At 62.0% G+C, this 26,614-nt stretch carries 28 protein-coding genes; 15 read left to right on the plus strand and 13 right to left on the minus strand.

Annotation, left to right across the window (positions count from 1 at the left end):
• The first annotated feature begins 89 nt into the window (after window positions 1–89).
• Together BLO97_RS29055 and BLO97_RS29060 are read left to right on the plus strand one after the other, a co-directional pair.
• Window positions 90–431, plus strand: a complete 342-nt coding sequence (locus tag BLO97_RS29055; protein ID WP_170862084.1) for a type II toxin-antitoxin system RelE/ParE family toxin — start codon at window positions 90–92, stop codon at window positions 429–431.
• Window positions 432–441: 10 nt separating this feature from the next.
• Window positions 442–744 carry an XRE family transcriptional regulator gene (locus BLO97_RS29060; protein WP_057448352.1) on the plus strand — a complete coding sequence of 101 codons (303 nt, stop codon included), beginning with the start codon at window positions 442–444 and terminating at the stop codon, window positions 742–744.
• A gap of 227 nt (window positions 745–971) precedes the next feature.
• Here BLO97_RS29060 and BLO97_RS29065 read toward each other — a convergent pair whose 3' ends face one another.
• The 3 genes from BLO97_RS29065 to BLO97_RS29075 form a co-directional block, all read right to left on the minus strand.
• Window positions 972–1,331 carry a DUF6124 family protein gene (locus BLO97_RS29065; RefSeq protein ID WP_092144053.1) on the minus strand — a complete coding sequence of 120 codons (360 nt, stop codon included), beginning with the start codon at window positions 1,329–1,331 and terminating at the stop codon, window positions 972–974.
• Window positions 1,332–1,808: 477 nt separating this feature from the next.
• Window positions 1,809–3,455 (minus strand): Na+/H+ antiporter, encoded by a 1,647-nt coding sequence (locus tag BLO97_RS29070; protein ID WP_092349579.1) that lies wholly within the window; start codon window positions 3,453–3,455, stop codon window positions 1,809–1,811.
• A 183-nt stretch (window positions 3,456–3,638) separates the two neighbouring features.
• Complete coding sequence (locus tag BLO97_RS29075) at window positions 3,639–4,994, minus strand: type III effector protein RopAA (protein WP_092223255.1); 1,356 nt, start codon at window positions 4,992–4,994, stop codon at window positions 3,639–3,641.
• A gap of 178 nt (window positions 4,995–5,172) precedes the next feature.
• On the opposite strand from BLO97_RS29075, the gene BLO97_RS29080 reads away from it, so the two are divergent.
• The 4 genes from BLO97_RS29080 to BLO97_RS29095 all read left to right on the plus strand — a co-directional run bounded on the left by BLO97_RS29080 (window position 5,173) and on the right by BLO97_RS29095 (window position 8,386).
• Window positions 5,173–5,535, plus strand: a complete 363-nt coding sequence (locus BLO97_RS29080) for an ArsC family reductase (protein WP_063322771.1) — start codon at window positions 5,173–5,175, stop codon at window positions 5,533–5,535.
• A gap of 32 nt (window positions 5,536–5,567) precedes the next feature.
• Entirely contained in the window at window positions 5,568–6,602 is a 1,035-nt protein-coding gene (gene dapD / locus BLO97_RS29085; RefSeq protein WP_063322772.1) for a 2,3,4,5-tetrahydropyridine-2,6-dicarboxylate N-succinyltransferase, read from the plus strand.
• 174 nt (window positions 6,603–6,776) lie between these two features.
• Window positions 6,777–7,982, plus strand: a complete 1,206-nt coding sequence (locus BLO97_RS29090) for an aminotransferase class V-fold PLP-dependent enzyme (protein ID WP_092349582.1) — start codon at window positions 6,777–6,779, stop codon at window positions 7,980–7,982.
• On the plus strand, window positions 7,979–8,386 hold the full coding sequence (locus BLO97_RS29095) for a SufE family protein (protein ID WP_092144041.1): 408 nt from the start codon (window positions 7,979–7,981) through the stop codon (window positions 8,384–8,386). Before BLO97_RS29090 ends, BLO97_RS29095 begins: the two co-directional genes overlap by 4 nt.
• Window positions 8,387–8,512: 126 nt before the next feature.
• Here BLO97_RS29095 and tcdA read toward each other — a convergent pair whose 3' ends face one another.
• Window positions 8,513–9,331, minus strand: coding sequence for a tRNA cyclic N6-threonylcarbamoyladenosine(37) synthase TcdA (tcdA, locus tag BLO97_RS29100; RefSeq protein WP_063322775.1), 819 nt, complete (start codon window positions 9,329–9,331; stop codon window positions 8,513–8,515).
• A gap of 278 nt (window positions 9,332–9,609) precedes the next feature.
• On the opposite strand from tcdA, the gene dapE reads away from it, so the two are divergent.
• The 3 genes from dapE (at window position 9,610) to BLO97_RS29115 (ending at window position 12,030) form a co-directional block, all read left to right on the plus strand.
• Window positions 9,610–10,761 carry a succinyl-diaminopimelate desuccinylase gene (gene dapE / locus BLO97_RS29105; protein ID WP_092349585.1) on the plus strand — a complete coding sequence of 384 codons (1,152 nt, stop codon included), beginning with the start codon at window positions 9,610–9,612 and terminating at the stop codon, window positions 10,759–10,761.
• Window positions 10,761–11,570, plus strand: a complete 810-nt coding sequence (locus BLO97_RS29110) for a putative RNA methyltransferase (protein ID WP_092223261.1) — start codon at window positions 10,761–10,763, stop codon at window positions 11,568–11,570. The genes dapE and BLO97_RS29110 overlap by 1 nt, the downstream gene beginning before the upstream one ends.
• Before the next feature lie 82 nt (window positions 11,571–11,652).
• On the plus strand, window positions 11,653–12,030 hold the full coding sequence (locus tag BLO97_RS29115; RefSeq protein WP_003198200.1) for a hypothetical protein: 378 nt from the start codon (window positions 11,653–11,655) through the stop codon (window positions 12,028–12,030).
• Window positions 12,031–12,177: 147 nt separating this feature from the next.
• On the opposite strand, the gene BLO97_RS29120 is transcribed toward BLO97_RS29115, so the two are convergent.
• The gene (locus BLO97_RS29120) at window positions 12,178–12,387 is read right to left on the minus strand and encodes a cold shock domain-containing protein (RefSeq protein ID WP_003198198.1); all 210 of its coding nucleotides are present in this window, start codon (window positions 12,385–12,387) and stop codon (window positions 12,178–12,180) included.
• 234 nt (window positions 12,388–12,621) lie between these two features.
• On the opposite strand from BLO97_RS29120, the gene plsB reads away from it, so the two are divergent.
• From plsB to BLO97_RS29140, 4 genes are all read left to right on the plus strand, one after another.
• Window positions 12,622–15,120: a glycerol-3-phosphate 1-O-acyltransferase PlsB gene (gene plsB, locus BLO97_RS29125; RefSeq protein ID WP_092349588.1), complete on the plus strand. Its 2,499-nt coding sequence runs from the start codon at window positions 12,622–12,624 to the stop codon at window positions 15,118–15,120.
• Window positions 15,121–15,307: 187 nt separating this feature from the next.
• On the plus strand, window positions 15,308–15,682 hold the full coding sequence (locus BLO97_RS29130) for a hypothetical protein (protein WP_092144030.1): 375 nt from the start codon (window positions 15,308–15,310) through the stop codon (window positions 15,680–15,682).
• Between the two features lie 91 nt (window positions 15,683–15,773).
• Entirely contained in the window at window positions 15,774–16,178 is a 405-nt protein-coding gene (locus BLO97_RS29135; protein WP_063322781.1) for a YbaY family lipoprotein, read from the plus strand.
• Window positions 16,179–16,210: 32 nt separating this feature from the next.
• Entirely contained in the window at window positions 16,211–16,900 is a 690-nt protein-coding gene (locus tag BLO97_RS29140; RefSeq protein WP_092144027.1) for a DUF4197 domain-containing protein, read from the plus strand.
• 185 nt (window positions 16,901–17,085) lie between these two features.
• Here the strand turns inward: BLO97_RS29140 and BLO97_RS29145 are convergent, their stop codons facing one another.
• Entirely contained in the window at window positions 17,086–20,151 is a 3,066-nt protein-coding gene (locus BLO97_RS29145; RefSeq protein WP_092144024.1) for an efflux RND transporter permease subunit, read from the minus strand.
• A gap of 6 nt (window positions 20,152–20,157) precedes the next feature.
• A complete protein-coding gene (locus tag BLO97_RS29150; protein WP_092349591.1) occupies window positions 20,158–21,258 on the minus strand; it encodes an efflux RND transporter periplasmic adaptor subunit in 1,101 nt (366 codons plus the stop codon).
• Window positions 21,259–21,351: 93 nt separating this feature from the next.
• Here BLO97_RS29150 and BLO97_RS29155 point away from each other — a divergent pair, with 93 nt between their 5' ends.
• Window positions 21,352–21,987, plus strand: a complete 636-nt coding sequence (locus BLO97_RS29155) for a TetR/AcrR family transcriptional regulator (protein WP_092349594.1) — start codon at window positions 21,352–21,354, stop codon at window positions 21,985–21,987.
• 122 nt (window positions 21,988–22,109) lie between these two features.
• Here the strand turns inward: BLO97_RS29155 and BLO97_RS29160 are convergent, their stop codons facing one another.
• Window positions 22,110–22,892: a class I SAM-dependent methyltransferase gene (locus BLO97_RS29160; protein WP_092144014.1), complete on the minus strand. Its 783-nt coding sequence runs from the start codon at window positions 22,890–22,892 to the stop codon at window positions 22,110–22,112.
• 91 nt (window positions 22,893–22,983) lie between these two features.
• Here BLO97_RS29160 and BLO97_RS29165 point away from each other — a divergent pair, with 91 nt between their 5' ends.
• Window positions 22,984–23,604 carry an energy transducer TonB gene (locus tag BLO97_RS29165; protein ID WP_092144011.1) on the plus strand — a complete coding sequence of 207 codons (621 nt, stop codon included), beginning with the start codon at window positions 22,984–22,986 and terminating at the stop codon, window positions 23,602–23,604.
• Between the two features lie 13 nt (window positions 23,605–23,617).
• Here BLO97_RS29165 and BLO97_RS29170 read toward each other — a convergent pair whose 3' ends face one another.
• The 5 genes from BLO97_RS29170 to BLO97_RS31800 all read right to left on the minus strand — a co-directional run.
• Window positions 23,618–24,316, minus strand: a complete 699-nt coding sequence (locus tag BLO97_RS29170; protein ID WP_092144008.1) for an extensin-like domain-containing protein — start codon at window positions 24,314–24,316, stop codon at window positions 23,618–23,620.
• Between the two features lie 16 nt (window positions 24,317–24,332).
• Entirely contained in the window at window positions 24,333–25,154 is an 822-nt protein-coding gene (locus BLO97_RS29175; protein ID WP_092349597.1) for an isocitrate lyase/PEP mutase family protein, read from the minus strand.
• A 31-nt stretch (window positions 25,155–25,185) separates the two neighbouring features.
• On the minus strand, window positions 25,186–26,046 hold the full coding sequence (locus tag BLO97_RS29180; RefSeq protein ID WP_092349600.1) for a DUF72 domain-containing protein: 861 nt from the start codon (window positions 26,044–26,046) through the stop codon (window positions 25,186–25,188).
• Window positions 26,046–26,357, minus strand: coding sequence for a hypothetical protein (locus tag BLO97_RS29185; RefSeq protein ID WP_063322791.1), 312 nt, complete (start codon window positions 26,355–26,357; stop codon window positions 26,046–26,048). The genes BLO97_RS29180 and BLO97_RS29185 overlap by 1 nt, the downstream gene beginning before the upstream one ends.
• Before the next feature lie 16 nt (window positions 26,358–26,373).
• A partial coding sequence (locus BLO97_RS31800) for a hypothetical protein (protein ID WP_218189628.1) occupies window positions 26,374–26,614 on the minus strand: 241 nt, incomplete at its 5' end.

Consider the following 26,614-nt stretch of genomic DNA (forward strand, 5'->3'; position numbering starts at 1 on the left):
CAACATCCGTACCGACCACCACCTCCCCCTGTACAAATCCTCAGTGATGCCTGGGTTGCGCAATGCACCTATTTCGGTACACTTCATTCATGGTTGATATTGCCCCAATACTGAACGTACGTTTTTTCCGCACAGACGCTGGGAATGAACCCGTTCGCGAATGGTTGACTGACCTGCCTCGCGAGCACAGACGGATGATCGGGACCGACATCAAGACTGTTCAGATTGGTTGGCCAATAGGTATGCCGGTGGTTCGCAAACTGGACACCGGGCTGTGGGAGGTCAGGATTGACCTTGGAGATACCATTGCCCGTGTTCTCTTCACCGTGGTGGGCTCCGATATGGTTCTACTCCACGGTTTCATCAAGAAAAGTCAAAAAACGCCAGCCACCGACATGGCAACCGCCAAGCAGCGCAAAGCAAGATTATGAGGTACCGCAAATGAACAAGCATATTGGATCGGATTTTGACGATTTCCTCGCCGAGCAAGGCATCGCCGAAGAAGTTTCCGCCGCTGCGCTCAAACGCGTTATTGCCTGGCAGATTGCCGAAGCCATGAAGCTTCAGAAAGTGACCAAAAAGGCCTTGGCACAACGGATGCACACCAGTCGCACCGCTGTTGATCGTGCGCTGGATCAGAACGATGCAGGAATGACGCTGGCAACGCTTGCCAGCGCGGCGCGTGCGCTGGGTCAGAGGGTGGAAGTACGGTTGGTGCCTGAGCAGGAAGAGGCTCACGCATAAATGCTGTTGTGGCGAGGGGATTTATCCCCGCTGGGCTGCGAAGCGGCCCCAAAGCAGTCCACTCAATTTACCTGACACACAGGGTTGTCAGGTTTTGGGGGCGCTTCGCGCCCCAGCGGGAGCAAGCTCCCTCGCCACAGGGGCTTGGTGTCGATTGGCATATTTGTGAACGACACAAATCCCCTGTGGGAGCGAGCTTGCTCGCGATGAGGCCGGCGCTTATTGCATCAAGTCCGCAGCTCTACCCGATCCAAAGCCTTGTTCGCCAACAACGTCCCCAACTCGATCATCTGCGCCACTCCCAATGCTACATGCCGCCGCGAGCCGTCCAGGTCAAACGCCAGGTCGCTGAGCATCGCATTGGCCGAAGCCAGGGTTTCGCTGAGGTTGGCCAATAAGGCTTCGGTATCGACACTGTCCACCACCGTGAACATCTGCGCCGAGGGCTTGGGGGCTGACTCGCTATCGTCAGGCTTGAGGTAATGATCCAGCGCACGATCAGCGGCTTCTTGCAGCTTTTCGGGGGCGTAGTCGCCGTAGGGGAACGTGGAGGCTGGCTTTGGAGGATTCGGTGTCTCTTTGATCATGTCATTGCTCCTAGGGGAATTAGAAGCCGCCACCGAGTCTTCTCACGGACTGGAGGGTGGCAGCCGTACGCGGGGTGAGAATCCGAGTCCCTAGAAGCCCGGCCATGCCGAAGCATGCCCGCGCACGGCCGCCATAACACAATGCCCAGACGAAAAGCGCCTGCACTTTATATGGTCGGCGCCTGCGCGCCTACTAGGGGAAATCGGATTCTCACGTCCGATCGCTGATTTGGCAGCGACACCCAAAGGCTAGAGCCCTCGCTTCCGACGGACAACCTTAAAAACTTGTCGGAAACTTCGGTGCGTCTGACAGACCACCATCCCTGTGGCGAGGGAGCTTGCTCCCGCTGGGCTGCGCAGCGGCCCCAAAGCGGTCAACTCAATTTACCTGACATACCGGGCTGTCAGTTTTTGGGTGCGCTTCGCGCCCCAGCGGGAGCAAGCTCCCTCGCCACAATTAGCTTTGCGCAATGGCCTCTATTTCCCCAACCCCAAATTCGCCTCCGCCAGATCCAACTCCCCCAGCACCTCACGCAGCACATCATCGCCAATTTGGTGATGACGACTCAGACGATATAACTCCAGCCGCTGCGCCCGAAAAGCCTTCAGGCGCAGCCGGCGCTCCAGCAGGTCCATCTCGAGTGCCAGCGCCTGGGCTTCGGCGGAGTCGTTGAACACGTCCAACTGATGACGATACTCGGACATCAACCGCGCCTTGACCTCGGCCGCCAGCGCCGCCTGGGCGGCATCCGGCGTACTGGCAGGCTCGGTCGGTTCCTCCACTTCCAGCGCATGGATCGCCGCTTCAGCGGTCTTGCGCCAAGCATCGCGGACCTCGGTGCGACGTTTGTCATCGGGGCTCCTCTCGATGCCCCGTAGCAACAATGGCAAGGCGATGCACGCCGCGATCAACGACAACAGAATCACACCGGCAGCAATGAAGATCAGCAAGTCCCGCTCGGGAAAGGCCTCTCCGGCGCTCAACAGCAATGGCACCGATAGCACGCCCGCCAGCGTCACCGCACCGCGCACCCCGCCGAAGGTCAACAGCCAGCAGGAACGTGCGTTCGGCACCAGGATCAGCTCACCCTTGCCACGCCAGCGTCGCAACAGCCCCGACAGACGCCAGATGCTTTGCACCCAGACAAACCGCAGCACCAGCAACACCAGGAAAATCGCCACCACCTCCACGCAGCGGTAGAACAGCGTTGGCCACAGCGTCGTCTCGTGGCTGGTCACCGCCTTGATGATGTCCGGCAGTTGCAAGCCCAGCAGCAGGAAGATCAAGCCATTGAAGGCAAACTCCAACAGCGACCAGACACTGCGATTGAGCAGCCGCGTGCCGGTCTGGCGCGGCAGCAGGTCGAGCCAGCTCTGCATCATCCCCGCTGCCACCGCCGAGAGAATCCCCGAGGCGCCCAAGCGCTCAGCCAGCACATAGGCCGCGAACGGCAGCAGCAACATGAACACCACATGGGTAGCCGGGTCGTCCCAGCCCCGGGCAATCATCCAGGCCCGCAGCCGCCCCAACAACCAGCTCAAGGCCACGCCGACCAACAGGCCGCCAACCGCCACCAGCACGAATGTCAGGCTCGCGCCCGCCAGGGAAAATACCCCGGTGATAGCCGCCGCCAAGGCGAACTTGAAGGTCACCAGGCCCGACGCATCGTTCATCAGCGCCTCGCCCTGGAGCATGTGCATCAGCGGCCCGGGCAAACGGTCCCGGGCAATCGCCGAGACCGCCACGGCGTCGGTCGGTGACAGGACAGCCGCCAGGGCGAAGGCCACCGGCAGCGGGATACTCGGCAGCAGCCAATGAATGAAATAGCCGGCGCCCACCACCGTGAACAACACCAGGCCCACCGCCAACGTCAGGATCGGCCCTCGCAGGCGCCACAACTCACGCTTGGGCATGCGCCAGCCATCGGAGAACAGCAACGGTGGCAGGAAGAGAAACAGGAACAGTTCGGGATCGAGGGCCACGTGCAAGCCCAGGGACGGCCAGGCCAGCAGCGCACCCGCGCCGATCTGCACCAGGGGCAACGGTAATGGGACCAACCGTCCGAGCAGGCGCGAAACGCCCACCAGCATCAACAGGATCAGGACGGTATAGGCGCTTTGCATAACGGACTTCCAATGACAGCCATATACATCTGCGGCAACCGCTGGCCGGTGAAGTGCCATATTAACTGCCAAGGTGAACCGTTGCCGTTGCACATTGGTCGCACCTCAGCGGCATCAATGCGCAGTCGTCCCTTGGCCGCTCCTGACCTCCACGCGGCAGGAGCGACCGCGGATTATCGGAAGCTAAACAGCTCGCTCAGCGGCACTGAGCGTTGAGCGGGCCGAGACAAAATCGACGTCGTCACCCTCATTGTCGCTATCTTCCCCGATCTGTTCGGCCGTCGACATTTCGACCAAGGGCAACATTCCCTGCAGCTCATCTGGATGAGCGGGACCGGCGGATAGCCTGTCCAATGCGGCAGAGGCCTTGTCCGCCAACGGCTGGGTCATCACTCCCGTTGTCACCCAGGCGGCGAGCACCGGGGCCATCGTGGCCGTAACCGTCGCCTTACCAGCCGCCGCAACACCCGCAGGCGAAATCCCGGCGCTCCTGGCTGCGTTGACAGCGGCGGTCTGCGCCATACCGATCGCAGTAATACCACCGGCCAACGCTCCGAGACCACTGACCAAACCTGTCGGCGTAACCAAGGCTTGCAACGATTTGCTGCCATCACGCATCGCGTCCAGCGGCAGGCTGCCGACTCGCTTCGCAATGCCCATCGCAGCACTCCCTACGCCATAATTCTTGAGGTCTTTGTAACGCTGATGCCAGTCTTGACGCCCCAACAGGTATTCCGGGCCAATCCGGTGTTTCGATTTATCGATGGAATGTTGCAGGTCATAGGCAGCCATGCCTGAAAGCGGAGAACCGACGGCAGCTATCACAGAGTCCACCTTGCTGCCCGTTTGCGCATCAACGGTCTTCGTCACGACGGGTTGGATGACCGTGCGCAACACGTTTCGCGCGGAGAAGGTCTGGAAAGTCAGGCTGCCTTCAATAGCCTGAGTCGTCAGGCTCGGCTTCACCGCCTGGGCGGCTTCCTGCATGACCGGCTCCAGATCGGCATTTTCGGCCACCAGCCACTGGGTGTCGCTGGTGGCGCGCTTGATCAGGCCATTGCCGACCGTGTCGGCGGCGCTGCTGACCAGGCCGGCAATCGCCGACAGCGCCAACGGCGCGGTAATCGAGCCATTGCCGGTCACCGCCGGGGCGAAGTCCAGCGCGATGGACGCCGCGCCGAAGGGAACCGAACGAAGGAATCCAACGGTGTCATGGGCCGCGCGATCCAGCCGCGAGCCTTTGGTCAGCACGGCATCGACGCTTTCCGCGGTTTCCCCGTCATTGGCCAAGGTACGTGAACGATCGTCGATCAGTGCTTCGAAGGCCTCGCGATTGGCACCGTTTATATGCGGCTCGAATACCCGGGTGAGCTGGGCCTTGATTGCACCAGTCCGATTTGCCAGGTCCTGTGCAGCCGTGACAGGGCCGATCGGGATGGATGCAGCGGTCCCGGTAGTCGATGTCGTTGAATGGGACGGGAGCGTCTCTTCAGTCTGAAGCGTCAGTGGATGGGGCGGTGTCAGGGAGATGGAATCCATGGGCGGGTCTCATGTGCGAAAAAAAGTGCCGGGTTTACCTGTGCTGTGTGGTCACCTCTTTCCTATCGGTTCCGCCTCGTCCGATCCGTCGCGACAGTCAAGGCACTGAAAGGAACGACGTGGCATAATCGTCCGCTGATTTTCAGGACGATACCGGGAACGTTTTGGGGGAGCATTCATGCCCAAGGAAAACAAGCACTTACAGCTTTTCGGCATCAAAGCCTGCGATACGATGAAAAAAGCGCGTACCTGGCTCGATGAGCACGCTGTACGCTACGACTTTCACGATTACAAGACCGCCGGCATCGACCGTGAGCACCTGACCCAATGGTGCAACGAGCATGGCTGGCAAGTGGTGTTGAACCGTGCCGGTACGACCTTTCGCAAACTCGACGACGAACGCAAAGCCGATCTCGACCAGACGAAAGCCATCGAACTGATGCTCGCCCAACCCTCGATGATCAAGCGCCCGGTGCTCGATCTCGGTGACCGAACCCTGATTGGCTTCAAGCCAGATATCTATGCGGCAGAAATCAAGTAAACCTGCCCAGTCCATTTTGTAGAGGTAATTTCATGTCCACTACCCTGTTCAGCCTGGCCTTCGGTGTCGGCACTCAAAACCGTCAAGGCGCCTGGCTGGAAGTGTTCTACGCACAGCCATTGCTCAACCCGTCGGCTGACATCATCAAGGCCATCGCGCCGATCCTCGGCTACAGCGAAGGCAACCAGGCCATCACCTTCACCACCACCCAGGCCTCGCAACTGGCTGAAGCCCTCAAGGGCGTCGATGCCGCACAGGCTGCCCTGCTGACCCGTCTGGCTGAAAGCCACAAGCCGCTGGTCGCCACCCTGCTGGCCGAAGATGCCCAACTGAGCTCCACCCCTGAGGCCTACCTCAAGCTGCACCTGCTGTCCCATCGCCTGGTCAAGCCCCACGGCCTGAACCTGGCTGGCATCTTCCCGCTGCTGCCGAACGTGGCCTGGACCAGCCAAGGCGCGATCGACCTGGCCGAACTGGCCGAGCACCAGCTCGAAGCCCGCCTGCGTGGCGAACTGCTGGAAGTGTTCTCGGTGGACAAGTTCCCGAAAATGACCGACTACGTGGTCCCGGCCGGCGTGCGTATCGCCGATGCCGCGCGGATCCGCCTGGGCGCCTACGTGGGCGAAGGCACCACCGTGATGCACGAAGGTTTCGTTAACTTCAACGCCGGCACCGAAGGCCCGGGCATGATCGAAGGCCGCGTATCGGCGGGTGTGTTCGTCGGCAAGGGCTCGGACCTGGGCGGCGGTTGCTCCACCATGGGCACCCTGTCGGGCGGCGGCAACATCGTGATCAAGGTCGGCGAAGGCTGCCTGATCGGCGCCAACGCCGGCATCGGTATCCCGCTGGGCGACCGCAACACCGTGGAGTCGGGCCTGTATGTGACCGCCGGCACCAAAGTGAAGCTGCTGGACGAAAACAACCAACTGGTCAAAGTGGTCAAGGCCCGCGACTTGGCTGGCCAGCCCGACCTGTTGTTCCGCCGCAATTCCGAGACCGGCGCGGTGGAATGCAAGACGCACAAGTCGGCCATCGAGCTGAACGAAGCACTGCACGCTCACAACTAAGCGTCACACCACCACCTGTGGGAGCGAGCCTTTGTGGGAGCTGAGCTTGCTCGCGATGAACGATGACGCGGTCTTGCAGTTGAACCGTGTCGCTGCCATCGCGAGCAAGCTTGGCTCCCACAAAAAAAGCCCGCTCCCACAGGGTCCGGCGTCATTCCAGCAGGGCCCGAAAGCATGTTGATTCCCTCCCCCTGGCGCACCGACTTCCCGGCCATCGCCGCCCTGCAACGGCAAGGCCAGACCTACCTGGACAGCGCCGCCACCACGCAAAAACCTCAAGCACTGCTGGACGCCCTGACGCATTACTACGCCAACGGCGCGGCCAACGTGCACCGTGCGCAACATTTGCCGGGGGCCCATGCCACCCAGGCGTTCGAGGACAGCCGCCTAAAGGCTTCGCAATGGCTCAATGCCGGAAGCTGCGGGCAAGTCGTCTTCACCCACGGGGCGACGTCTGCGCTGAATCTGCTGGCCTATGGCCTGGAACATTTGTTCAACCCGGGCGACGAGATCGTCATCAGCGCCCTGGAACACCACGCCAACCTGCTGCCGTGGCAGCAATTGGCCGAGCGTCGTTCGTTGACCCTGGTGGTGTTGCCACTGGACGCCGACGGGGTGATCGACCCTGGCGCCGCCGCCGAACTGATCGGCCCGCGTACGCGCTTGCTGGCGGTGAGCCAGTTATCCAATGTGCTGGGGGCCTGGCAGCCAGTGCCGGCGCTGCTGGCGCTGGCCAAGGCCCAAGGCGCCTTGACGGTGATCGACGGCGCCCAAGGCGTGGTCCATGGTCGCCATGACGTGGAGGCACTGGGCTGCGACTTTTATGTGTTTTCCAGCCACAAACTTTACGGCCCCGACGGGCTGGGCGTGCTGTTTGGCCGCACCGAAGCCCTTGGCAACCTGCGTCATTGGCAATTCGGCGGCGAAATGGTGCAACAGGCCGATTACCACAGCGCCACCTTCCGCCCGGCGCCGCTGGGCTTCGAAGCCGGCACGCCGCCAATTGCCAGCGTGATCGGGCTGGGGGCAACCCTGGGTTACCTGTCCGACCTCGATCCGCAGGCGGTCATCGACCACGAGGCGGCGCTGCACGACTACCTGCTCCATGGCCTGCGGGCCCGCAACGGCGTGCGCCTGGTGGGCAACCCGCGCCTGGCCTTGGTCAGCTTCGTGGTCGAAGGCATCCACAACGCCGACTTGGCCCACCTGCTGACCGAGCAAGGCATCGCCGTGCGCGCCGGGCATCACTGCGCCATGCCGCTGTTCAAGCACCTGAAACTGTCCGGGGCGATCCGCGTGTCGCTGGCGCTGTACAACGACTCCGCCGACATCGAACGCTTCTTCGACGCCCTCGACCAGGCCTTGGAGATGTTGCGATGAACCTGCCCGCCGAGGCTGCCACAGCGCTGCAGATTTTCCAGGACGCGTCAGGTTGGGAACAACGGGCCCGGCTGCTGATGCAATGGGGCGAGCGTTTGCCGCCCCTGAGCGACGAGGACAAGTGCGAAGCCAACCTTGTTCACGGCTGTGAAAGCCAGGTGTGGTTGGTGGGTCGCTTGCACGACGGGCACTGGCAGTTTTCCGCCAGCAGCGATGCGCGGTTGATCCGTGGGCTGGTGGCGTTGCTGCTGGCGCGGGTCAACGGGTTGTCCGCCGAGGCGTTGCAGCAGGTGGATCTACCAGATTGGTTCAACCGGTTGGGATTGTCGCGGCAGCTGTCGCCGTCCCGTAGCAATGGCTTGAATGCGGTGTTGAAGCGGATGTTTGAGTTGACCCGCCAATGATTGTGGCGAGGGAGCTTGCTCCCGCTCGGCTGCGAAGCAGCCGCCTTGGATTCAGCATGATTGACGCCGCCAATGGGGGGCCGCTTCGCGGCCCAGCGGGAGCAAGCTCCCTCGCCACAAAAGCGCTCACTGCCCAGGCTTGACCCTGTCAGCCGGTCGCCGCACTCCGGCCACAATCTTATCCACAGCCTTGGTCGCCGCGACCATGCCAAACGTCGCCGTGACCATCATCACCGCGCCAAACCCACCGGCGCAGTCGAGCTTGACGCCGTCGCCGACAAAACTTTTCTGCAGGCAAATGCTGCCGTCCGGTTTCGGGTAGCGCAGTTGTTCGGTGGAGAACACGCAAGGCACGCTGTAGTGGCGGGTCACGGTGCGGGAAAAGCCGTAGTCGCGGCGCAAGGTGGAACGTACCTTGGAGGCCAGTGGATCGTTGAACGTGCGGTTCAAGTCGCAGACCTGGATCAGCGTCGGGTCGATCTGCCCGCCCGCGCCACCGGTGGTGATGATCTGGATCTTGCGGCGCTTGCACCAGGCGATCAGCGCAGCCTTGGCGTTGACGCTGTCGATGCAGTCGATCACGCAGTCAATGTTCGGTGTGATGTATTCGGCCATGGTGTCGCGGGTGACAAAGTCGGCCACCGCATGCACCGTGCAATCGGGGTTGATCCCGCGCAGCCGCTCGGCCATGACCTCGACCTTGGGCTTGCCGACGGTGCTGTCCAGTGCGTGCAACTGACGGTTGGCGTTGCTGACGCAAACATCGTCCAGGTCGAATAGCGAGATCTCGCCCACGCCGCAACGGGCGATGGCTTCCGCCGCCCAGGAGCCGACACCGCCCACCCCGACAATTGCCACATGGGCCGCCCGCAGGCGCGCCAGGCCTTCGATGCCATATAAACGGGCGATGCCGGCAAACCGTGGATCTTCTGTACTCATGACCATTACCCCAAAAACCGGCGCGCATTATAGGGCTTTGCTGGAGCAAATTAAGCAAAACCTCTGTGGGAGCGAGCTTGCTCGCGATGGCGGTGTATCAGTCGACATCGATGCTGGCTGATCTGACGCCATCGCGAGCAAGCTCGCTCCCACAGGTTTTGTGTTCCACCTGTCCCGCACCAGGGGCCCATGGTGGTCGTTTTGCTATAAGATAACTGCCATTTTGCGCGAGCCTGCCCGCGCCTGTACAAGCCTTGCGTCCATTCTATATTTCCGGAGCTTCCATGACGGCCCACGCCGACCTCTCGCCGACCCTGCAACTCGCCTGCGATCTGATCCGCCGTCCGTCCGTGACGCCGGTGGATGCCGATTGCCAGAAACTGATGATGCAACGCCTGGGCGACGCCGGTTTCAAGCTCGAGCCGATGCGCATCGAGGATGTGGATAACTTCTGGGCCAGCCACGGCAAGCATGACGGCCCGGTGCTGTGCTTCGCCGGGCACACCGACGTGGTGCCGACCGGTCCGGTGCAGGCCTGGCAGCTCGACCCGTTCGATGCGGTCATCGACGAACAGGGCATGCTCTGCGGCCGTGGCGCGGCGGACATGAAAGGCAGCCTGGCGGCGATGGTCGTGGCAGCCGAACGGTTCGTCGCCGACTACCCGGACCACAAGGGCTCGCTGACCTTCCTGATCACCAGCGATGAAGAAGGCCCGGCCCACCACGGCACCAAGGCCGTGATCGAGCGCCTCAAGGCCCGTCAGGAACGACTGGACTGGTGCATCGTCGGCGAACCGTCGAGCACCACGCTGGTGGGCGACGTGGTCAAGAATGGCCGGCGCGGTTCCCTCGGCGCGAAGTTGACCGTGCGCGGCAAACAAGGCCACGTGGCTTATCCACACCTGGCGAAAAACCCGATCCACCTGGCCGCTCCAGCGTTGGCAGAATTGGCCGCCGAGCATTGGGACCACGGCAACGACTTCTTCCCGCCCACCAGTTTCCAGATCTCCAACCTCAACGCCGGCACCGGCGCGACCAACGTGATCCCCGGTGACCTGGTGGCGGTGTTCAACTTCCGTTTCTCCACCGAGTCCACCGTCGAAGGCCTGCAACAGCGCGTCGCCGACATCCTCGACAAGCACCAGTTGGACTGGCACATCGACTGGGCGCTGTCTGGCCTGCCGTTCCTCACCGAACCCGGTGCGCTGCTCGACGCCGTATCGTCGAGCATCAAGGACGTTACCGGCCGGGAGACCCAGGCGTCCACCAGCGGCGGCACGTCCGACGGTCGCTTCATCGCCACCATGGGTACGCAAGTGGTGGAACTGGGGCCGGTCAACGCGACCATCCACCAGGTCAACGAACGCGTACTGGCCGCCGATCTCGACGTACTGACCGAGATCTACTACAAGACGCTGATCAAGTTGCTCGCCTGATGCTCGCCTGCCCTATTTGCAGTGAACCGCTGAACGCGGTGGACAACGGCGTGGTGTGCCCGGCCGGCCACCGCTTCGACCGCGCGCGGCAGGGTTACCTGAACCTGCTGCCGGTGCAGCACAAGAACAGCCGCGACCCCGGCGACAACCAGGCGATGGTCGAAGCCCGGCGCAACTTCCTCAACGCCGGGCATTACGCCCCGGTCGCCCGGCGCCTAGCGGAACTGGCCGCCGAACGCGCGCCCGGACGCTGGCTGGATATTGGTTGTGGCGAGGGCTACTACACCGCGCAGATCGCTGAAGCGTTGCCCTACGCCGATGGCTATGCCCTGGACATTTCCCGAGAAGCGGTCAAGCGCGCCTGCAAACGCAATCCGCATCTGACCTGGTTGATCGCCAGCATGGCCCGGGTGCCGCTGGCGGACGGCTGCTGCCAGTTCCTGGCCAGCGTGTTCAGTCCGCTGGACTGGCAGGAGGCCAAGCGCTTGCTCAGCCCCGGCGGCGGCCTGATGAAAGTCGGCCCCACCGCCGGCCACCTGATGGAATTGCGCGAGCGCCTGTACGACGAAGTGCGCGAATACATCGACGACAAGCACCTGGCCCTGGTGCCGCCGGGCATGGTGCTGGATCACAGTGAAACCCTCGAATTCAAGCTGACGCTCGCCAATGGCCAGGACCGCGCCAATCTGCTGGCCATGACGCCCCACGGCTGGCGCGCCAGTGCCGAACGCCGTGCCAGCGTGATCGAGCAGGCCGAGCCGTTCCAGGTCACGGTGTCGATGCGCTACGATTATTTCGTTCTTCAATAACCTTTTGATTCCGGGCCCGGGCAACCGCTCGGGCCCCGTTAAATCCGCGAATGGATTTTTCAAGACCGCAGCGAGGATATCCATGCGCCAACCCGATATCGAGATTTACCTCAAAGACGCCGACGTCGACCACAAGGCCATCGCCGCCTGGCTCGGCCAGGCCCTGGGCCCGTGCAGCGACTGGGTCCAGAAAGGCCAGACCTACAAGTGCAAGGCCGGCAACATCCCGGTGACCTGGCTGCCCAAGGCCGTGGGCAAATGGAACAGCCTGTACCTGGAAAGTGACCAGACCCCGTGGGAAGACGACATCGCCTGCGCCCGCGCCGCCTTCGCCGCACTGAACGTCGAAGTGCGCTGCGCGCCTGGGTCATGGGTCGAGGAAGAAGGCGAGGAATCGGCGGATCGCTGGATTCGCATCAGTGCCGACGGGGAAGAAGAGATTACCTGGAAGACGGCGTGACGCTGACTTCCAGCCCACCGAAGAGCCAATGTGGGAGCGAGCTTGCTCACGATAGCGGCAGATCAGCCAGACTAGAAGTGACTGACACACCGCTATCGCGAGCAAGCTCGCTCCCGCAATGGGTTTTGTGTAGCCAGTGAATGCGGTTTACAACCCCACCACATCCTCAGCCTGCAGGCCTTTCTGGCCTTCCACGACGGCGTATTCGACCTGCTGGCCTTCGGTCAGGGAACGGTGGCCTTCACCGCGGATGGCGCGGTAATGCACGAACACATCCGCCCCACCTTCGCGTTGGATGAAGCCGTAACCCTTGGCGTCGTTGAACCACTTCACACTGCCGGTTTCCCGTGCTGCCATGATGCTCACTCCCATTTTTATCTTATAAGTCGGCTTTTCGATGGAAAGCCGTACGAACTTTCACCACCGTCAGGCCGTCCATGGGGAGGCCGGGTAGCAACCTGGCGAGTATATGACACCCGGAAAAACTCTCAACTGACTTTACTTCGGCGCTTTTTTGCCGATTTTCGATGAATCCGGCACACTAGCGAGCCCGAGCAGCCGCTCGGTTTTATTCACTCATGCAGAAGCCGTATGACCCGCTCCCCGTTCCGCCGTCTTGTGTTTGGCACCCTGCGCCGACTGTTGTACCTCTGGGTTCGCTCAGAGACGATCAACCAGTCGTCCTTCACCCTCAACCTCGACCGCAGTCGTCCGGTGTTCTACGTCCTGCAAGATCCTTCGCTCACTGACCTGGCGGTGCTCGACACCGAATGCACCAAGGCCGGCCTGCCCCGTCCGGTGCTGCCGGTCTCGGTGGGTAACCTGCTGGAGCCGGCGGCGTTTTTCTACCTGACGCCGGCGCCGGACTGGATCGGGCGCCAGGACAAGCGCGGTGCGCCGCCCACCCTGACGCGGCTGGTCAACGCCCTGACCCACAATGCCGCCGAAGACGCGCAGATCATCCCGGTCAGCGTGTTCTGGGGCCAGTCGCCCGACAGCGAGTCCAGCCCCTGGAAGCTGTTGTTCGCCGACAGTTGGGCCGTCACCGGGCGCCTGCGTCGCCTGTTGAGCATCATGATCCTGGGGCGCAAGACCCGCGTGCAGTTCTCCGCGCCGATCCACCTGCGCGAGCTGATCGAGCATGACAAGGGCCACGAACGCACCGTGCGCATGGCCCAACGGATCCTGCGGGTGCACTTTCGCAACCTGAAGGCCGCGGTCATCGGCCCCGACATTTCCCATCGGCGCAACCTGGTCAAGGGCCTGCTGAACCAGCCGCTGGTCAAGCAGGCGATTATCGACGAGGCCGAGCGGGAAAAGATCACCCCGGAAAAAGCCAAGGCCCAGGCCCTGCGCTATGGCAACGAAATCGCCTCGGACTACACCTACACCGCGATCCGCTTTCTGGAAGTGGTGCTCAGCTGGTTCTGGAACAAGATCTACGACGGCATCAAGGTCAACCACATCGAAGGTGTGCAAAACGTTGCCCAGGGCCACGAAGTCATCTACGTGCCGTGCCACCGCAGCCACATCGACTACTTGCTGCTGTCGTACCTGTTGTTTCGCAACGGCCTGACGCCGCCGCACATCGCCGCCGGCATCAACCTCAACATGCCGGTGATCGGTGGCCTGCTGCGCCGTGGCGGGGCGTTCTTCATGCGTCGCACCTTCAAGGGCAACCCGCTCTACACCGCCGTGTTCAACGAATACCTGCACACGCTGTTCACCAAAGGTTTCCCGGTGGAGTACTTCGTCGAGGGTGGGCGTTCGCGCACCGGGCGCATGCTGCAACCCAAGACCGGCATGCTCGCCATCACCCTGCGCAGTTTCCTGCGTTCATCGCGCATGCCCATCGTGTTCGTGCCGGTCTACATCGGTTATGAGCGCGTACTGGAAGGCCGCACCTACCTGGGCGAACTGCGTGGGGCCAGCAAGAAAAAAGAATCGATCTTCGACATCTTCAAGGTCATCGGCGCCCTCAAGCAACGCTTCGGCCAGGTGGCGGTGAACTTCGGTGAACCGATCAAGCTGGCGGAATTCCTCGACGTCGAACAACCGGGTTGGCGCCAACAGGAGCTGGGCCCGCAGTTCAAGCCGGCCTGGCTCAACGCGACCACCCACCGCCTCGGCGAGCGCGTGGCCCGGCACCTGAACGAAGCCGCTGCGATCAACCCGGTCAACCTGGTCGCCCTGGCGCTGCTGTCCACCAGCCGCCTGGCCCTGGACGACCGCGCCATGGCCCGGGTGCTGGACCTGTACCTGGCGTTGCTGCGCAAGGTCCCGTACTCGCCCCACACCACCCTGCCCGAAGGCGATGGCCGGGTGCTGATCGAACATGTAAAAGGCATGGACCTGCTGTCGGAACAGAGCGATGCCCTGGGCAAGATTCTGTACCTGGATGAGCAGAACGCGGTACTGATGACCTACTACCGCAACAACGTCCTGCACATCTTCGCGCTGCCGGCGTTGCTGGCGAGCTTCTTCCAGAGCAGCTCGCGCATGAGTCGCGAGCAGATCCTGCGCTACACCCATGCGTTGTACCCGTACCTGCAATCGGAATTGTTCATTCGCTGGTCGCTGGAAGAACTGGACGGCGTGGTCGACCAGTGGCTTGAAGCATTCGTCGAACAAGGGCTGCTGCGTTTCGAAAAAGACCTGTACCTGCGTCCGGCGCCAAGTTCGCGGCATTTCGTGCTGCTGACCCTGCTGTCAAAAAGCATTGCCCAGACCTTGCAGCGCTTCTACATGACCGTCTCGCTGCTGCTCAACAGCGGCCAGAACAGCGTCAGCGCCGAAGAGCTGGAAGACCTCTGCACCGTCATGGCCCAGCGCCTGTCGATCCTGCATGGCCTGAATGCGCCGGAGTTCTTCGACAAGAGCCTGTTCCGCCACTTCATCCAGACGATGCTCGACCTCGATGTACTGCGCCGCGACGAAGCCGGCAAACTCAGCTACCACGAGCTGCTGGGCGAACTGGCCGAAGGCGCAGCCAAGCGGGTGCTGCCAGCGGAAATTCGCCTGTCGATCCGTCAGGTGGCGCTGCATCGCAGTGACGATGCAGTGGACGTCGCCATCAGCCCCGACAGTTGAAGGTTGCCGATCACTCACCGAGAAACATGGAAGGTTCCGGTGAGTTGATGGGGCAGTCAACGAGTTTACTCCGACACCGCGCAGCGGCTAAGGTGACGTCAAACGAAGAAAAGGCCTACAGAGAACTTTGGAGCAGGCCTCTAGGATGGGTTCACGTCAATGTCGACGTACTGAAAAGGAATTCAGCATGAACATCATCACGTTAACCCTGCAACTGCCCGAAGGCTTTCAACTCCCGGAAGACGCTCGCACCGAAGTCAGTGTGCGAAATGCAGCCGGTGCACAGATCAGCGCCAGCGGCGGCCAGGGCTCCAATGTGGCGCCTAAGGAGCCAGCGGCCCAGCAGCCTTGGCAATATCGCTTTCTTGTCGAGCCCAAGATGACACCCGTAGGGGAGAAACTCTCGGTCAAGGCACAAGCGTACCGAGGCGACACCGCTCTTTTTCTTGAAACCGAACAGGCCTTCACCTGGGATGGCGGCAATCAACACGTTGACATCCCGCTGAGCCTGGCGCCAGCATCGCTGGCTGAAACTGTTCAAGCACCCGCGTTCGGTTCCTGAACCGCGACGTTACGAATGGATGCTTGGACGCAAATCCGCTAAATGCTCATTGACGCCCGTGTGGCTGGCGTCAATGAGCCAGGTGCATCCAATGAAAAAACTAGCTCTGCTTGCATCCATGGCATTACTGGCCGCTTGCCAATCGGCAACGCCCCCCTCCACGACCGTTGCGGCCCTCGATGGCGAAGTGTTCTATCTGCAACGCATTGCCCTGCCACCCAACGCTACCTTGAGCGTGAGCCTGCAGGACGTTTCCCTCGCCGACGCCCCTGCGGTGGTCCTCGATGAGCAGAGCGGCCCGATCAAAGGCCAGGTCCCGCTGCCGTTCCACCTCAGTTATGATCCAACCCAGGTCAAGCCCGGCCACCGTTATGCCGTGAGCGCCCGCATCGAAGTGGACGGCCAGTTGATGTTCATCACCACCGAACAACACACCGTGCAACTCGATGGCAAGGATCCGCAGCCGTTGAAGATTCGCGTCAACGCCGCACGCTGAGTCCTTTTCAAATTCTCTTCAAGGAAGCCCTCATGCTCCGTCCTACTCTCCGTTTCACCGGCCTGTGCGCGGGCCTGCTGATCTGCGCCAATGCCATGGCCCTGTCCTTGGGCGACCTGTCGCAAAAAGACGCCACGGGCGGTCTCAAGGACGCCTTGACCCAAGGCGCGCAGGTGGCGGTCAAGCAACTGGGCACACCCGGCGGCTTCAGCAACAACCCGGATGTGAAAATCGAACTGCCAGGCAAGCTGGGTAAAGTCGCCAGCAAGATGAAGGCCTTCGGCATGGGTGAACAGGTCGATCAACTGGAAACCAGCATGAACCAGGCCGCTGAGGCTGCCGTGGTCCAGGCCCAGCCGATCCTGGTCAATGCCGTGAAGAACATGAGCGTGAGCGACGCCAAGGGCATCTTGAGCGGCGGCAACGACTCGGCCACGCAATACCTGAACAAGAGCAGCCGCGAGCAGATCCGCGCCAAGTTCCTGCCCATCGTCAAGCAAGCCACCGACAAGGTCGGCCTGGCGCAGAAATACAATGCCTTCGCCGGCCAGGCCGCGACCTTCGGTGTGCTGGACACCAAGAGCGCCAACATCGAAAACTACGTGACCGAGCAGGCGCTGGACGGCTTGTTCGAGATGATTGGCAAGCAGGAAGCCACCATTCGCCAGAACCCGGCGGCGGCGGCGACCAGCTTGGCGAAGAAGGTTTTCGGCACCCTCTGAGCCCCAACCCGAACCAACTGAAGGAGCTTGCTCGCGATGAACACACTGCCTAGCTGACAAACCACGATCCCGTGGCGAGGGAGCTTGCTCCCGCTCGGTTGCGCAGCAACCGCAAAAGCTTGGGGCCGCTACGCAGCCCAGCGGGAGCAAGCTCCCTCGCCACAGGTTCGGTGTGCAGCTGCTGATCAGGTTTTCTTGACCCTGAACCAAGCCGCATACAACGCGGGCAAAAACAGCAACGTCAATGCCGTCGCCACGATCAACCCGCCCATGATCGCCACGGCCATCGGGCCGAAGAACAGGCTGCGCGACAGCGGGATCATCGCCAGCACCGCCGCCAGTGCCGTGAGCACAATCGGGCGGAAGCGGCGCACTGTCGCTTCGATGATCGCCTGCCAGGGCGACAGCCCCGCCTTGATGTCCTGTTCGATCTGGTCCACCAGGATCACCGAGTTGCGCATGATCATCCCCGACAGCGCGATCGTACCGAGCATGGCGACAAAACCAAACGGCTGGCGAAACATCAACAGGAACAGCGTGACACCGATCAACCCCAGTGGCGCGGTGAGAAACACCATGGCCGTGCGCGAAAAACTGCGCAGTTGCAGCATCAGCAGGGTCAACACCACCACGATGAACAACGGCACCCCGGCGTTCACCGATTTCTGGCCGCGGGCCGAATCCTCTACCGTACCGCCCACCTCCAGCAGGTAACCGTCCGGCAGTTGCGCACGAATCGGCTCCAGGGTCGGGAAGATCTGCTGCACCAGCGTCGCCGGTTGTTCCTTGCCGTAGATATCGGCCCGTACGGTCACGCTCGGCAAGCGGTTGCGGTGCCAGATCACACCTTCTTCGAAACCGTATTCCAAGGTCGCGATCTGCGACAGGGCAACGCTCTTGCCGTTGTCGGTCGGCACCGCCAGGCTCGGCAGCAACGACAGCTCGGTGCGCTCATGCACCGTGCCACGCAGCAGGATCTCGATCAGTTCGTTATCTTCCCGGTACTGGCTGACGCTGGAGCCGGTAAGGGAGCTGCGCAGGAAGCTTGCCAGGGTGGCCGTGCTCACGCCGAGGGCTCGGGCACGGTCCTGATCGACGTTCAGGTACACCACCTTGCTCGGTTCTTCCCAGTCCAGGTGCACATTGGTCACGTAAGGGTTTTCGCGAACTTTTTCCGCCACTTTGCGCGCCAGGGCGCGAACCTTTTCGATGTGCTCGCCCGTGACGCGGAACTGCACCGGGTAGCCGACCGGCGGGCCGTTTTCCAGGCGAGTGACCCGCGAGCGCAGGGTCGGGAACTGTTCGTTCAGGGTCGCGATCAACCAACTGCGCAAAGGCTCGCGGTCTTCGATGGTCTTGGCCAGCACCACGAACTGGGCAAAGCTGGACGCCGGCAGTTGTTGATCCAGCGGCAGGTAGAAGCGCGGTGAACCGGTGCCGACGTAGGCCACGTAATTGTCGATGCCCGCGTGGTCCTTGAGCAGCGCTTCAAGGCGCTTGACCTGCTCGGCGGTATTGCTCAGGGAGGCGCCTTCCTGCAGCTTCAGGTCGACCATCAGCTCCAGCCGCCCCGATGCCGGGAAGAACTGCTGCGGCACGAAACGGAACAACACCACCGAGCCGACGAACAACAGCACGGTCAGGATGATGACGGTTTTGCGGCGACGTACGCACCACTCCACCATCCGCCGGACACGCTGATAGAACGGCGTGCCGTACGGGTCGGTCTGGCCGTCAGCCGTGCCATGTTTGGCCGCGTGAATTTTCGCCAGGTCCGGCAGGAGCTTTTCCCCCAGGTACGGCACAAACACCACGGCAGCCACCCAGGATGCCAGCAATGCCAGGGTCACGACCTGGAAAATCGAACGGGTGTATTCGCCGGTGCCCGATTGCGCGGTGGCGATTGGCAGGAAGCCGGCCGCGGTGATCAACGTACCGGTGAGCATCGGGAATGCCGTGCTGGTCCAGGCAAAACTGGCGGCCTTGATCCGGTCGAAGCCCTGCTCCATCTTGATCGCCATCATCTCCACCGCGATGATCGCGTCGTCCACCAGCAGCCCCAGCGCCAATACCAGCGCGCCGAGGGAAATCTTGTGCAGGCCGATGCCCAGGTAGTACATCGCGGCAAACGTCATTGCCAGCACCAGCGGGATCGCCAGGGCCACCACCATCCCGGTGCGCAGCCCAAGGGAGAAGAAGCTCACCAGTAACACAATCGTCAGCGCTTCCACCAACACCTGGACGAACTCACCGACCCCGGTCTTCACCGCCGCCGGTTGGTCCGACACCTTGCGCAATTGCATGCCGGCCGGGAGCGTGTTCTGGATCCGGGCAAAATCGACCTCGAGGGCCTTGCCCAGCACCAGGATGTCGCCACCGTCCTTCATGGCCACGGCCAGGCCGATGGCATCTTCACCCATGAAACGCATGCGTGGCGCCGGTGGGTCATTGAACCCCCGGCGCACATCCGCCAGATCACTGATACGGAACGTACGATCGGCGACCCGGATCGGAAAGTTGCGGATCTCTTCCACGGTCTGGAAATTCCCGGAAACCCGTAGCTGCAGTCGCTCGCTGCCGGTCTCGAAGAAGCCAGCGGTCGACACGGCGTTCTGCTCTTCCAAGGCCTGCTGGACAGCCGCCAAGGGCAGGCCGAGGGTCGCCAGCTTCACGTTCGACAACTCGATCCAAATCTTCTCGTCCTGCAAACCGAGCAGTTCGACCTTGCCCACGTCCTTGACCCGTTGCAGCTGGATCTGGATGCGGTCGGCGTAGTCCTTGAGCACGGCGTAGTCGAAGCCGTCACCAGTCAGCGCATAGATGTTGCCGAAGGTGGTGCCGAATTCATCGTTGAAAAATGGCCCTTGGATACCCGGCGGCAAGGTGTGGCGGATGTCACTGATTTTCTTGCGGATCTGGTACCACAGCTCGGGGATCTGTACCGAATGCAGGGAGTCACGGGCCATGAAGGTCACCTGGGACTCGCCCGGACGGGAGAACGAGACGATTCTTTCGTAATCGCCGGTTTCCATCAGCTTCTTTTCGATGCGCTCAGTGACCTGTCGCGAGACTTCCTCGGCCGTGGCGCCCGGCCAGTTGGTGCGGATGACCATGGCCTTGAAGGTGAACGGCGGGTCTTCGCTCTGGCCGAGCTTGGTGTAGGAAAGCGCGCCAACGACGGCCAGCAACAACATCAGGAACAGTACGATCTGGCGGTTGCGCAGCGCCCATTCGGAAAGATTGAAACCCATCGGGGATTACTCCTTGGCCGTCAGATTGACCACGCGGTTGGAGCGATCCACCGGCCGCACCTGCTGGCCGTCGAGGAGCACATGCACGCCGGCCGCCACCACCCAATCATCGGGGCTGAGGCCTTCCAGCACCGGAACAGTCTTTTCGCCGAAGGCGCCGACCCGCACCGGGACTTTCTTCAGGGTGTTGTTGGCGTTGACTACCCAGACATAGGTCGCGCCATTTTCAGCCGTCAAAGCCGACAAGGGCACCGACAGCGGCACCTTGTCGGCGGTCTGGATAAACACCCGCGCACTCTGGCCCAGCTCGGCCGGAACATTGCCGGCGGTGAAGGCCACACGGGCGGCAAAGGTGCGAGACTTGGGATCGGCGGCCGGCGACAGCTCGCGAATGCGTCCGCTGAAGCGCTGGTCGGGCTGGCTCCACAGTTCGACCGAAACCGGCTGGCCGATCTTGAACCGGCCAAAACCCTGCTCCGGCAGGCTGATCAGCACTTCACGCTCGCCGTCGGTGGCCAGGGTAAAGACGGTTTGCCCGGCCGACACCACCTGCCCGACTTCCACCGAACGCCGGGCAACGACGCCATCCTGGGGGGCACGCAATATCGAATAACTGGCCTGGTTGTTGGCGACGTCGAACTCGGCCTTGATCTGCTTGAGCCGCGCGGTGCCGGAGCGGTAAAGGTTTTCGGCGTTGTCGTACTGGGAGCGGCTGACCATCTGCCGTTCCATCAAGGTTTTGTAGCGGTCACGCTCGGCGCGTACCAGGTTCAGGTTGGCCTCGGCGGCGGCGACCTGGGCACGGGCGGCTTCCAGTTGCAGGCGCACATCTTCGGGGTCGAGCTCGGCCAATGGTTGATTGGCCTTGACCCGCTGACCCTCTTCGACCAGGCGTCGACTCACTTTGCCACCAATGCGAAAAGCCAGGTCGGGCTCGAAACGGGCGCGCACTTCGCCGGGGTAACTGTCCATCGCCTGGGCCGAAGGCTGTGGTTTCACCACCATGGCGGGGCGCACGGCGACCGGGACCGGCTCGTCATAACCGCACGCAGACAATAAAAAAGCCAGGGTGACTGGCACGGCGAGGGGCAAGGCATAGCGGAACATGGCGAGTGACCTTTCGCTAATGGTGCTTGGAATAATTATACTGGCGAGTATGTTATTAATAGCAAACTCACCAGTCCAGTATTAAAGCGAAGAATGTCGAACAATCCTCCAATCCCCTCCGGTCCCGGCCGTCCCAAGGACCTGGCCAAGCGCCAGGCCATTCTCGACGCGGCGAAGCGCTTGTTCGTGAGCATGGGTTACGCCAGTACCAGCATGGACGCCGTCGCTACCGAGGCCGGGGTCTCGAAGCTGACGGTCTACAGTCACTTCAACGACAAGGAGACGCTGTTTTCCGCTGCCGTGATAGCCAAATGTGAAGAGCAGGTGCCGCCGCTGTTTTTCGAATGGCCGGACGGCGTTCCGATCGAACACGTGCTGCTGAACATCGCCCGTGGCTTCCACCAGCTCGTCAGCAGCGAGGAATCGTTGAACCTGCATCGGCTGATCATGGCCCTGGGCAGCCAAGACCCGAAGCTCTCGACGATCTTCTACGAAGCAGGCCCACAGCGGATGCTCTCAGGCATGGAGCGGCTGCTGATCAAGGTCAACCAGAGCGGCGCCCTGAGCATCGACAAACCGCGCAATGCCGCCGAGCATTTCTTCTGCCTGATCAAGGGCGCGGCGAACTTCCGTCTGTTATACGGCTGCGGGCCTCAGTTGGAAGGCGAAGCCGCCGAGGCCCATGTACAGGAAGTGGTGGGGTTGTTTGTGCGGGCTTATCGGCCTTAGCTCGCCCCGGTAGCCTTTCGCTGACTGGAAGGGCCACATCGCGAGCAAGCTCGCTCCCACAGGGTTTGATGAATGCCACAGATCCAATGTGGGAGCTTGCTCGCGATACAGGCGACACGGTCTCAGGGCTTGAGCGCTTTCTTGGGGTAGATGTCGTAGCGACTGGATTTGCCATCGAGCCCATGACTTGGCTTCGGCCCTTCGATACATGGGGCCTTGCGTGGGCGCTTGACCACCACCCGGTGAGTCGCCAGGGCCAGGGCCGCGGCCAGCAGCGCCGGGGCGTCCGGGTCATCGCCCACCAGGGGGCGGAACAAGCGCATTTCCTTCTTCACCAGGGCGGTTTTCTCCCGATGGGGAAACATCGGGTCCAGGTAGATGACCTGGGGCGGCTCGCCCTCCCAGTTGCGCATCACCTCGATGGAATTGCCCTTGAGCAAGCGCATGCGCGCCACGATGGGCGCCACGTCGAAATCCTCCGCCCCACGGGCCAGGCCATCCTCCAACAGCGCTCCAATCAGCGGTTGACGCTCGATCAGGCTCATCTCGCAGCCCAGGCTGGCCAGCACAAACGCATCCTTGCCCAACCCGGCGGTGGCATCCAGCACTCGTGGCCGCACACCTTGGGCAATGCCGACCGCCTTGGCGATCATCTGGCCACTGCCGCCGCCGTACAACCGACGGTGGGCCGCACCGCCCTCAACGAAGTCCACCCGCACCGGCCCTGGCGCGTCCGGGCCCAGTTGCTGCAACTGCAACCCCTGCTCGCCGACCTGCAAGGCAAACTCGCCATCGTCCACCTGCAAAGGCAGGCCAAGCCGCTCGGCCCAGTGCTCGGCCTGCGGTTGAAAGGCCGGGGCCAGGGCCTCGACATGGATGCGGCAGGCCGCGGGTTGCTCACTCATGGAAACATGCTCAAAAAATTAAGGATCGGCAAAAACGGCCGATAACAACGGTGAACGGCATTTTGCCAGAGCTGAGCGTCGACCGAGAAAAATGTCAGACATTCAATCCACATCGATAGGCGTTATCTCCCCTTACGGCGATTACAGCCTGCGTAACACCCAAGCGCTGAGCGGCGTCAGTCACCTGTGGCAGGATTTTTTCGCCCGGGCCCTGGCCGATCAACTGGGTGATAACGCACCGGCGCCTGGCAGCTACCAGCCAGTGGCCCTCGATGAAGCGGTTGAACCGACCCTCGGCGCCGAGTTGCTGGAACACATCATCAGCCAGCGCACCTGCGAAGTGACCGATACACCGGTCAAGCCGCCTGAGCCGTTGTTCCTGCCCATCGCCGAATTCGAACTCGATCTGCTGGACAAGCCGTTCCCACCTTTCCCAGCGGAAGAAATCGCCGCCCAGCAAAAACAGCAGACCTTCGAAAGCAACTGGGTTCGTCCACTCGTTCTCACCGCCGGCCAACCGCTGCCGGAGCCCGGCCCGGCACCGCAACCGCGCCCACTGCACCTGCCAATCGCCGAGTTCGAACTCGACTTGCTGGACAAGCCGTTCCCGCCCTTCCCGGAAGAGGAATTGGTGGCACAACAGAAACAACTGGACTTCGACACCCGCTGGGCACGTCCGATCGTGCTGCAGAACCTGCGTATCGCCGCCTGATCCACTCAGGACACTAGCGACAGATCCACCAAGGCCCGACATCCAGATGAAAATGGTTGCGGTGCGCCGCGTTGTAATCCGGACTCAAGACCACACTGAACATATCGCAGGCGCCCTCGCGTACCTGGCGCAGGAACCGCGCGTCGGCGCTGTCCTTCGGCCAGTCCCTGAGCACGCTGATCGTGCGGCCATCGGCCAGGCGAAACCCGGCGATGTCCAGCGCACTGGCGGTGGCGTGCTGACTGCGCGCCCCGCTTTCCCGACCGTACATGTTGCGGCAGGCAAAACTGCCGAGATGATCAACCCGTGCCACTCTCTGGCCATAGGTCGCGACTGCCGCCGGCTGCAACGCATGGCGCTCGAATAGCGCGAACGCCACCGCCAACGGGCAACTGGCAAGGAAACTGCTGCTCAGGGCCACCTCACCGCCCTGTACCCTCAGCACGTTGGTCAGCGGGCAATCTGTATGGGCACCGCTGTCAGCCTGGCGAGCGGTGCGCAGCCCCGAGGTGGCGAGGGCCTGGTCGCAGAGCTGCGGGTCGTTGCGCAGGGCCATGAGTTTGAAACGGGTCAGCAGGTTCGGCGCAAGGTTGACGTCCAGCGGCGCCCAGGGATTCCATTGGGGCGGCAGCGACACCCAGCCGCGCCATACCCCCAGCACTGCGACGCCAACGAGCAGTGCCACGACAGCAAGAACTTTCAAGAACCGCACGACGTTGCCTCGGGCCTCAACCCTTGAATAATTGGTTGGCCTGCTTGAATGGCATCGAGCGGCGCGTGAAAGTGAATGTGCCCTGCTGCTGGATTTCTTCGGCGGCGCGGAAGAACTCGCCATAGGCAGCCAGAGCCAGGGCCGATCCGACGCTGATGCGCTTGACCCCCAGTTCACTCAATTGTGTCACCGTCAGGTCCAGCGCCCCGGACATCAGCACGTTCACCGGTTTCGGCGCCACGGCCCGCACCACTGCAAGCACTTGCTCGGCACTGCTCAGCCCCGGGGCGTACAACACGTCGGCCCCCGCGTCTGCGAAGGCCTTCAAGCGGCGAATGGTGTCGTCCAGGTCCGGATTGCCGTGCAGGAAGTTCTCCGCCCGGGCGGTCAGCAGGAAGGGGTACGGCAAGCTGCGCACTGCGTCGGCGGCGGCCTTGACCCGTGCCACCGCATGCTCGAAGCAATAGATCGGGCTGTCTTCGCGCCCCGTGGCATCCTCGATCGAACCACCCACCGCACCGGCCTCTGCCGCACGGAGCAGGTTACGCGCGCAATCGTCGGGGGCATCGGCAAAACCATTTTCCAGGTCCACGGCTACGGGCAGGTCGGTGGCCGCCAAAATCGCCCGCACATTGGCCAGCGTGTCCTCCAGGCCCAGCGCGCCATCGGGCCGGCCCAAGGAAAAAGCATGGCCGGCACTGGTGGTCGCCAGGGCTTCAAAGCCGAGGCTGGCCAACATCTTGGCCGAACCGACATCCCACGGGTTGGGAATGACAAAAGCCCCTTCACGTTCGTGCAAGGCCTTGAACGCCTGGGCTCGACGAGTTTGCGCATCCATGTAGTTCGCTCCTGGGCAGAGAGTGTTGGCCTCAGAGCAAACCCAGTTGCTCGGCGGCGGGCTCTCTATATAGCTCAGGCAGGGCCGGCAAGCCAGGCAAACGACTCATCAGGCGAGTGTGGAAGCGTTGCGCGAGTTTCGCCGCCAGCAGGTTGTCGGCGGTGTGCAGGAAGATATAAGGCGTGCGCCCTTCTTCGATCCATCCGGCGATTTTCTCTACCCACGGCGTCAGGAACGGTTCATTGGCTTCCAGCACCGGATGGCCGATGAAGCGCACCTGCGGGCATTGGGTGAAGGCCGTCGGTCGCGGTGGCACCCGCGGTTTTTTCGATTGGGCATGGAGCACGCCAGGGTCGGAGGAGGTGCAACTGAACAGCGCCCGGGGATCGAGGCAGATACGTTCGATACCGCGATCGAGCAACAAGCGGTTGAGTCGCCGTTCGGCATCGCCCTTGGCAAAGAACTCATCGTGGCGCACTTCCACGGCCAACGGCCGCTCGAAAGCGTCGATGAACCCCGCCAGCTCGGGCAATCGATTGGGGGTAAAGGCCTTGGATAATTGCAGCCAGAACGGCGAAACCCGCTCACCCAGGGGGCTGAGCAATTGCACGAAGGTTTCGGTGGCTGTCAGCCGCTCACGCAAGTCGCCGTTGTGGCTGATGTCACCGGGCAGTTTGGCGGTGAAGCGAAAATGCCCGGGCATGGTTTCGGCCCAACGCTGGACGATGGCCGCAGAGGGGCTGGCGTAGAAAGTCGTATTGCCTTCCACGGCATTGAATACTTGGGAATAGAGATTCAGGAAGTCGGAGGTTTTGGCGTCCTGGGGATAAAGATAATCGCGCCAGGCGTTTTCGCTCCAGGACGGGCAGCCCAGGTAGTAAGGCAAGACCATCAGATGTAGAGATCGAGACCCAGCACTTCCATATCCCAATCGACGAAACCGGCGGTACTCAGGTAGCTAGCCAGGGCCGTGGCGACACTGCGGCTCATCGCACGGTGGTAAAGCATGTCCTGCTGGCGGGCGGGAAGATTGCTCAGGCGTTGCGCGGAGGCTTTGGCGGCGCGGGCAGCCAGTTGCTCTTCAGACGGAAACTCCAGTTCGCCATCGATATCTTCATCGAAGGACTCTTGCTCAGCGATTTTGCCTGCACGAGGCTTGCGCTTGATGGGATAGGACTGGGATGAAAAGCCGTCTATACGCATAACAGAATGCTCGGTATCAATGATGGCAATTTAGCGGCACTTTCGCAGCCGCGCAAATGCGCAAGTGATAACTAGAACACATAAAGTCCAAAAGGTTTAAAAACGGGCTGAAAAAGTGACGACTGGCAATATTGGGTGTGACTTTGGCAGGGGAAATGACTTGCGTAAGAGCACCGCTTTGGGAGAGAGCAATGCCTTTGTGGCGAGGGAGCTTGCTCCCGCTCGGCTGCGCAGCAGACGCCACTGTCGCCGGGCTG

It is taken from the genome of Pseudomonas sp. NFACC05-1, from assembly GCF_900100135.1.
Taxonomy (GTDB): Bacteria; Pseudomonadota; Gammaproteobacteria; order Pseudomonadales; family Pseudomonadaceae; genus Aquipseudomonas; species Aquipseudomonas fluorescens_Q.

What these genes read in the sequence shown, in the direction of transcription:
- BLO97_RS29175 (WP_092349597.1), bottom strand. Translation starts at nt 25,154, where the DNA reads ATGGATGCGCAAACTCGTCGAGCCCAGGCGTTCAAGGCCTTGCACGAA.
- BLO97_RS29060 (WP_057448352.1), top strand. Translation starts at nt 442, where the DNA reads ATGAACAAGCATATTGGATCGGATTTTGACGATTTCCTCGCCGAGCAA.
- BLO97_RS29185 (WP_063322791.1), bottom strand. Translation starts at nt 26,357, where the DNA reads ATGCGTATAGACGGCTTTTCATCCCAGTCCTATCCCATCAAGCGCAAG.
- plsB (WP_092349588.1), top strand. Translation starts at nt 12,622, where the DNA reads ATGACCCGCTCCCCGTTCCGCCGTCTTGTGTTTGGCACCCTGCGCCGA.
- BLO97_RS29135 (WP_063322781.1), top strand. Translation starts at nt 15,774, where the DNA reads ATGAAAAAACTAGCTCTGCTTGCATCCATGGCATTACTGGCCGCTTGC.
- BLO97_RS29130 (WP_092144030.1), top strand. Translation starts at nt 15,308, where the DNA reads ATGAACATCATCACGTTAACCCTGCAACTGCCCGAAGGCTTTCAACTC.
- BLO97_RS29080 (WP_063322771.1), top strand. Translation starts at nt 5,173, where the DNA reads ATGCCCAAGGAAAACAAGCACTTACAGCTTTTCGGCATCAAAGCCTGC.
- BLO97_RS29160 (WP_092144014.1), bottom strand. Translation starts at nt 22,892, where the DNA reads ATGAGTGAGCAACCCGCGGCCTGCCGCATCCATGTCGAGGCCCTGGCC.
- BLO97_RS29070 (WP_092349579.1), bottom strand. Translation starts at nt 3,455, where the DNA reads ATGCAAAGCGCCTATACCGTCCTGATCCTGTTGATGCTGGTGGGCGTT.
- BLO97_RS29180 (WP_092349600.1), bottom strand. Translation starts at nt 26,046, where the DNA reads ATGGTCTTGCCTTACTACCTGGGCTGCCCGTCCTGGAGCGAAAACGCC.
- dapE (WP_092349585.1), top strand. Translation starts at nt 9,610, where the DNA reads ATGACGGCCCACGCCGACCTCTCGCCGACCCTGCAACTCGCCTGCGAT.
- BLO97_RS29145 (WP_092144024.1), bottom strand. Translation starts at nt 20,151, where the DNA reads ATGGGTTTCAATCTTTCCGAATGGGCGCTGCGCAACCGCCAGATCGTA.
- BLO97_RS29095 (WP_092144041.1), top strand. Translation starts at nt 7,979, where the DNA reads ATGAACCTGCCCGCCGAGGCTGCCACAGCGCTGCAGATTTTCCAGGAC.
- BLO97_RS29055 (WP_170862084.1), top strand. Translation starts at nt 90, where the DNA reads ATGGTTGATATTGCCCCAATACTGAACGTACGTTTTTTCCGCACAGAC.
- BLO97_RS29110 (WP_092223261.1), top strand. Translation starts at nt 10,761, where the DNA reads ATGCTCGCCTGCCCTATTTGCAGTGAACCGCTGAACGCGGTGGACAAC.
- BLO97_RS29115 (WP_003198200.1), top strand. Translation starts at nt 11,653, where the DNA reads ATGCGCCAACCCGATATCGAGATTTACCTCAAAGACGCCGACGTCGAC.
- dapD (WP_063322772.1), top strand. Translation starts at nt 5,568, where the DNA reads ATGTCCACTACCCTGTTCAGCCTGGCCTTCGGTGTCGGCACTCAAAAC.
- BLO97_RS29155 (WP_092349594.1), top strand. Translation starts at nt 21,352, where the DNA reads ATGTCGAACAATCCTCCAATCCCCTCCGGTCCCGGCCGTCCCAAGGAC.
- BLO97_RS29165 (WP_092144011.1), top strand. Translation starts at nt 22,984, where the DNA reads ATGTCAGACATTCAATCCACATCGATAGGCGTTATCTCCCCTTACGGC.
- BLO97_RS29120 (WP_003198198.1), bottom strand. Translation starts at nt 12,387, where the DNA reads ATGGCAGCACGGGAAACCGGCAGTGTGAAGTGGTTCAACGACGCCAAG.
- BLO97_RS29075 (WP_092223255.1), bottom strand. Translation starts at nt 4,994, where the DNA reads ATGGATTCCATCTCCCTGACACCGCCCCATCCACTGACGCTTCAGACT.
- BLO97_RS29090 (WP_092349582.1), top strand. Translation starts at nt 6,777, where the DNA reads ATGTTGATTCCCTCCCCCTGGCGCACCGACTTCCCGGCCATCGCCGCC.
- BLO97_RS29065 (WP_092144053.1), bottom strand. Translation starts at nt 1,331, where the DNA reads ATGATCAAAGAGACACCGAATCCTCCAAAGCCAGCCTCCACGTTCCCC.
- BLO97_RS29140 (WP_092144027.1), top strand. Translation starts at nt 16,211, where the DNA reads ATGCTCCGTCCTACTCTCCGTTTCACCGGCCTGTGCGCGGGCCTGCTG.
- tcdA (WP_063322775.1), bottom strand. Translation starts at nt 9,331, where the DNA reads ATGGTCATGAGTACAGAAGATCCACGGTTTGCCGGCATCGCCCGTTTA.
- BLO97_RS29150 (WP_092349591.1), bottom strand. Translation starts at nt 21,258, where the DNA reads ATGTTCCGCTATGCCTTGCCCCTCGCCGTGCCAGTCACCCTGGCTTTT.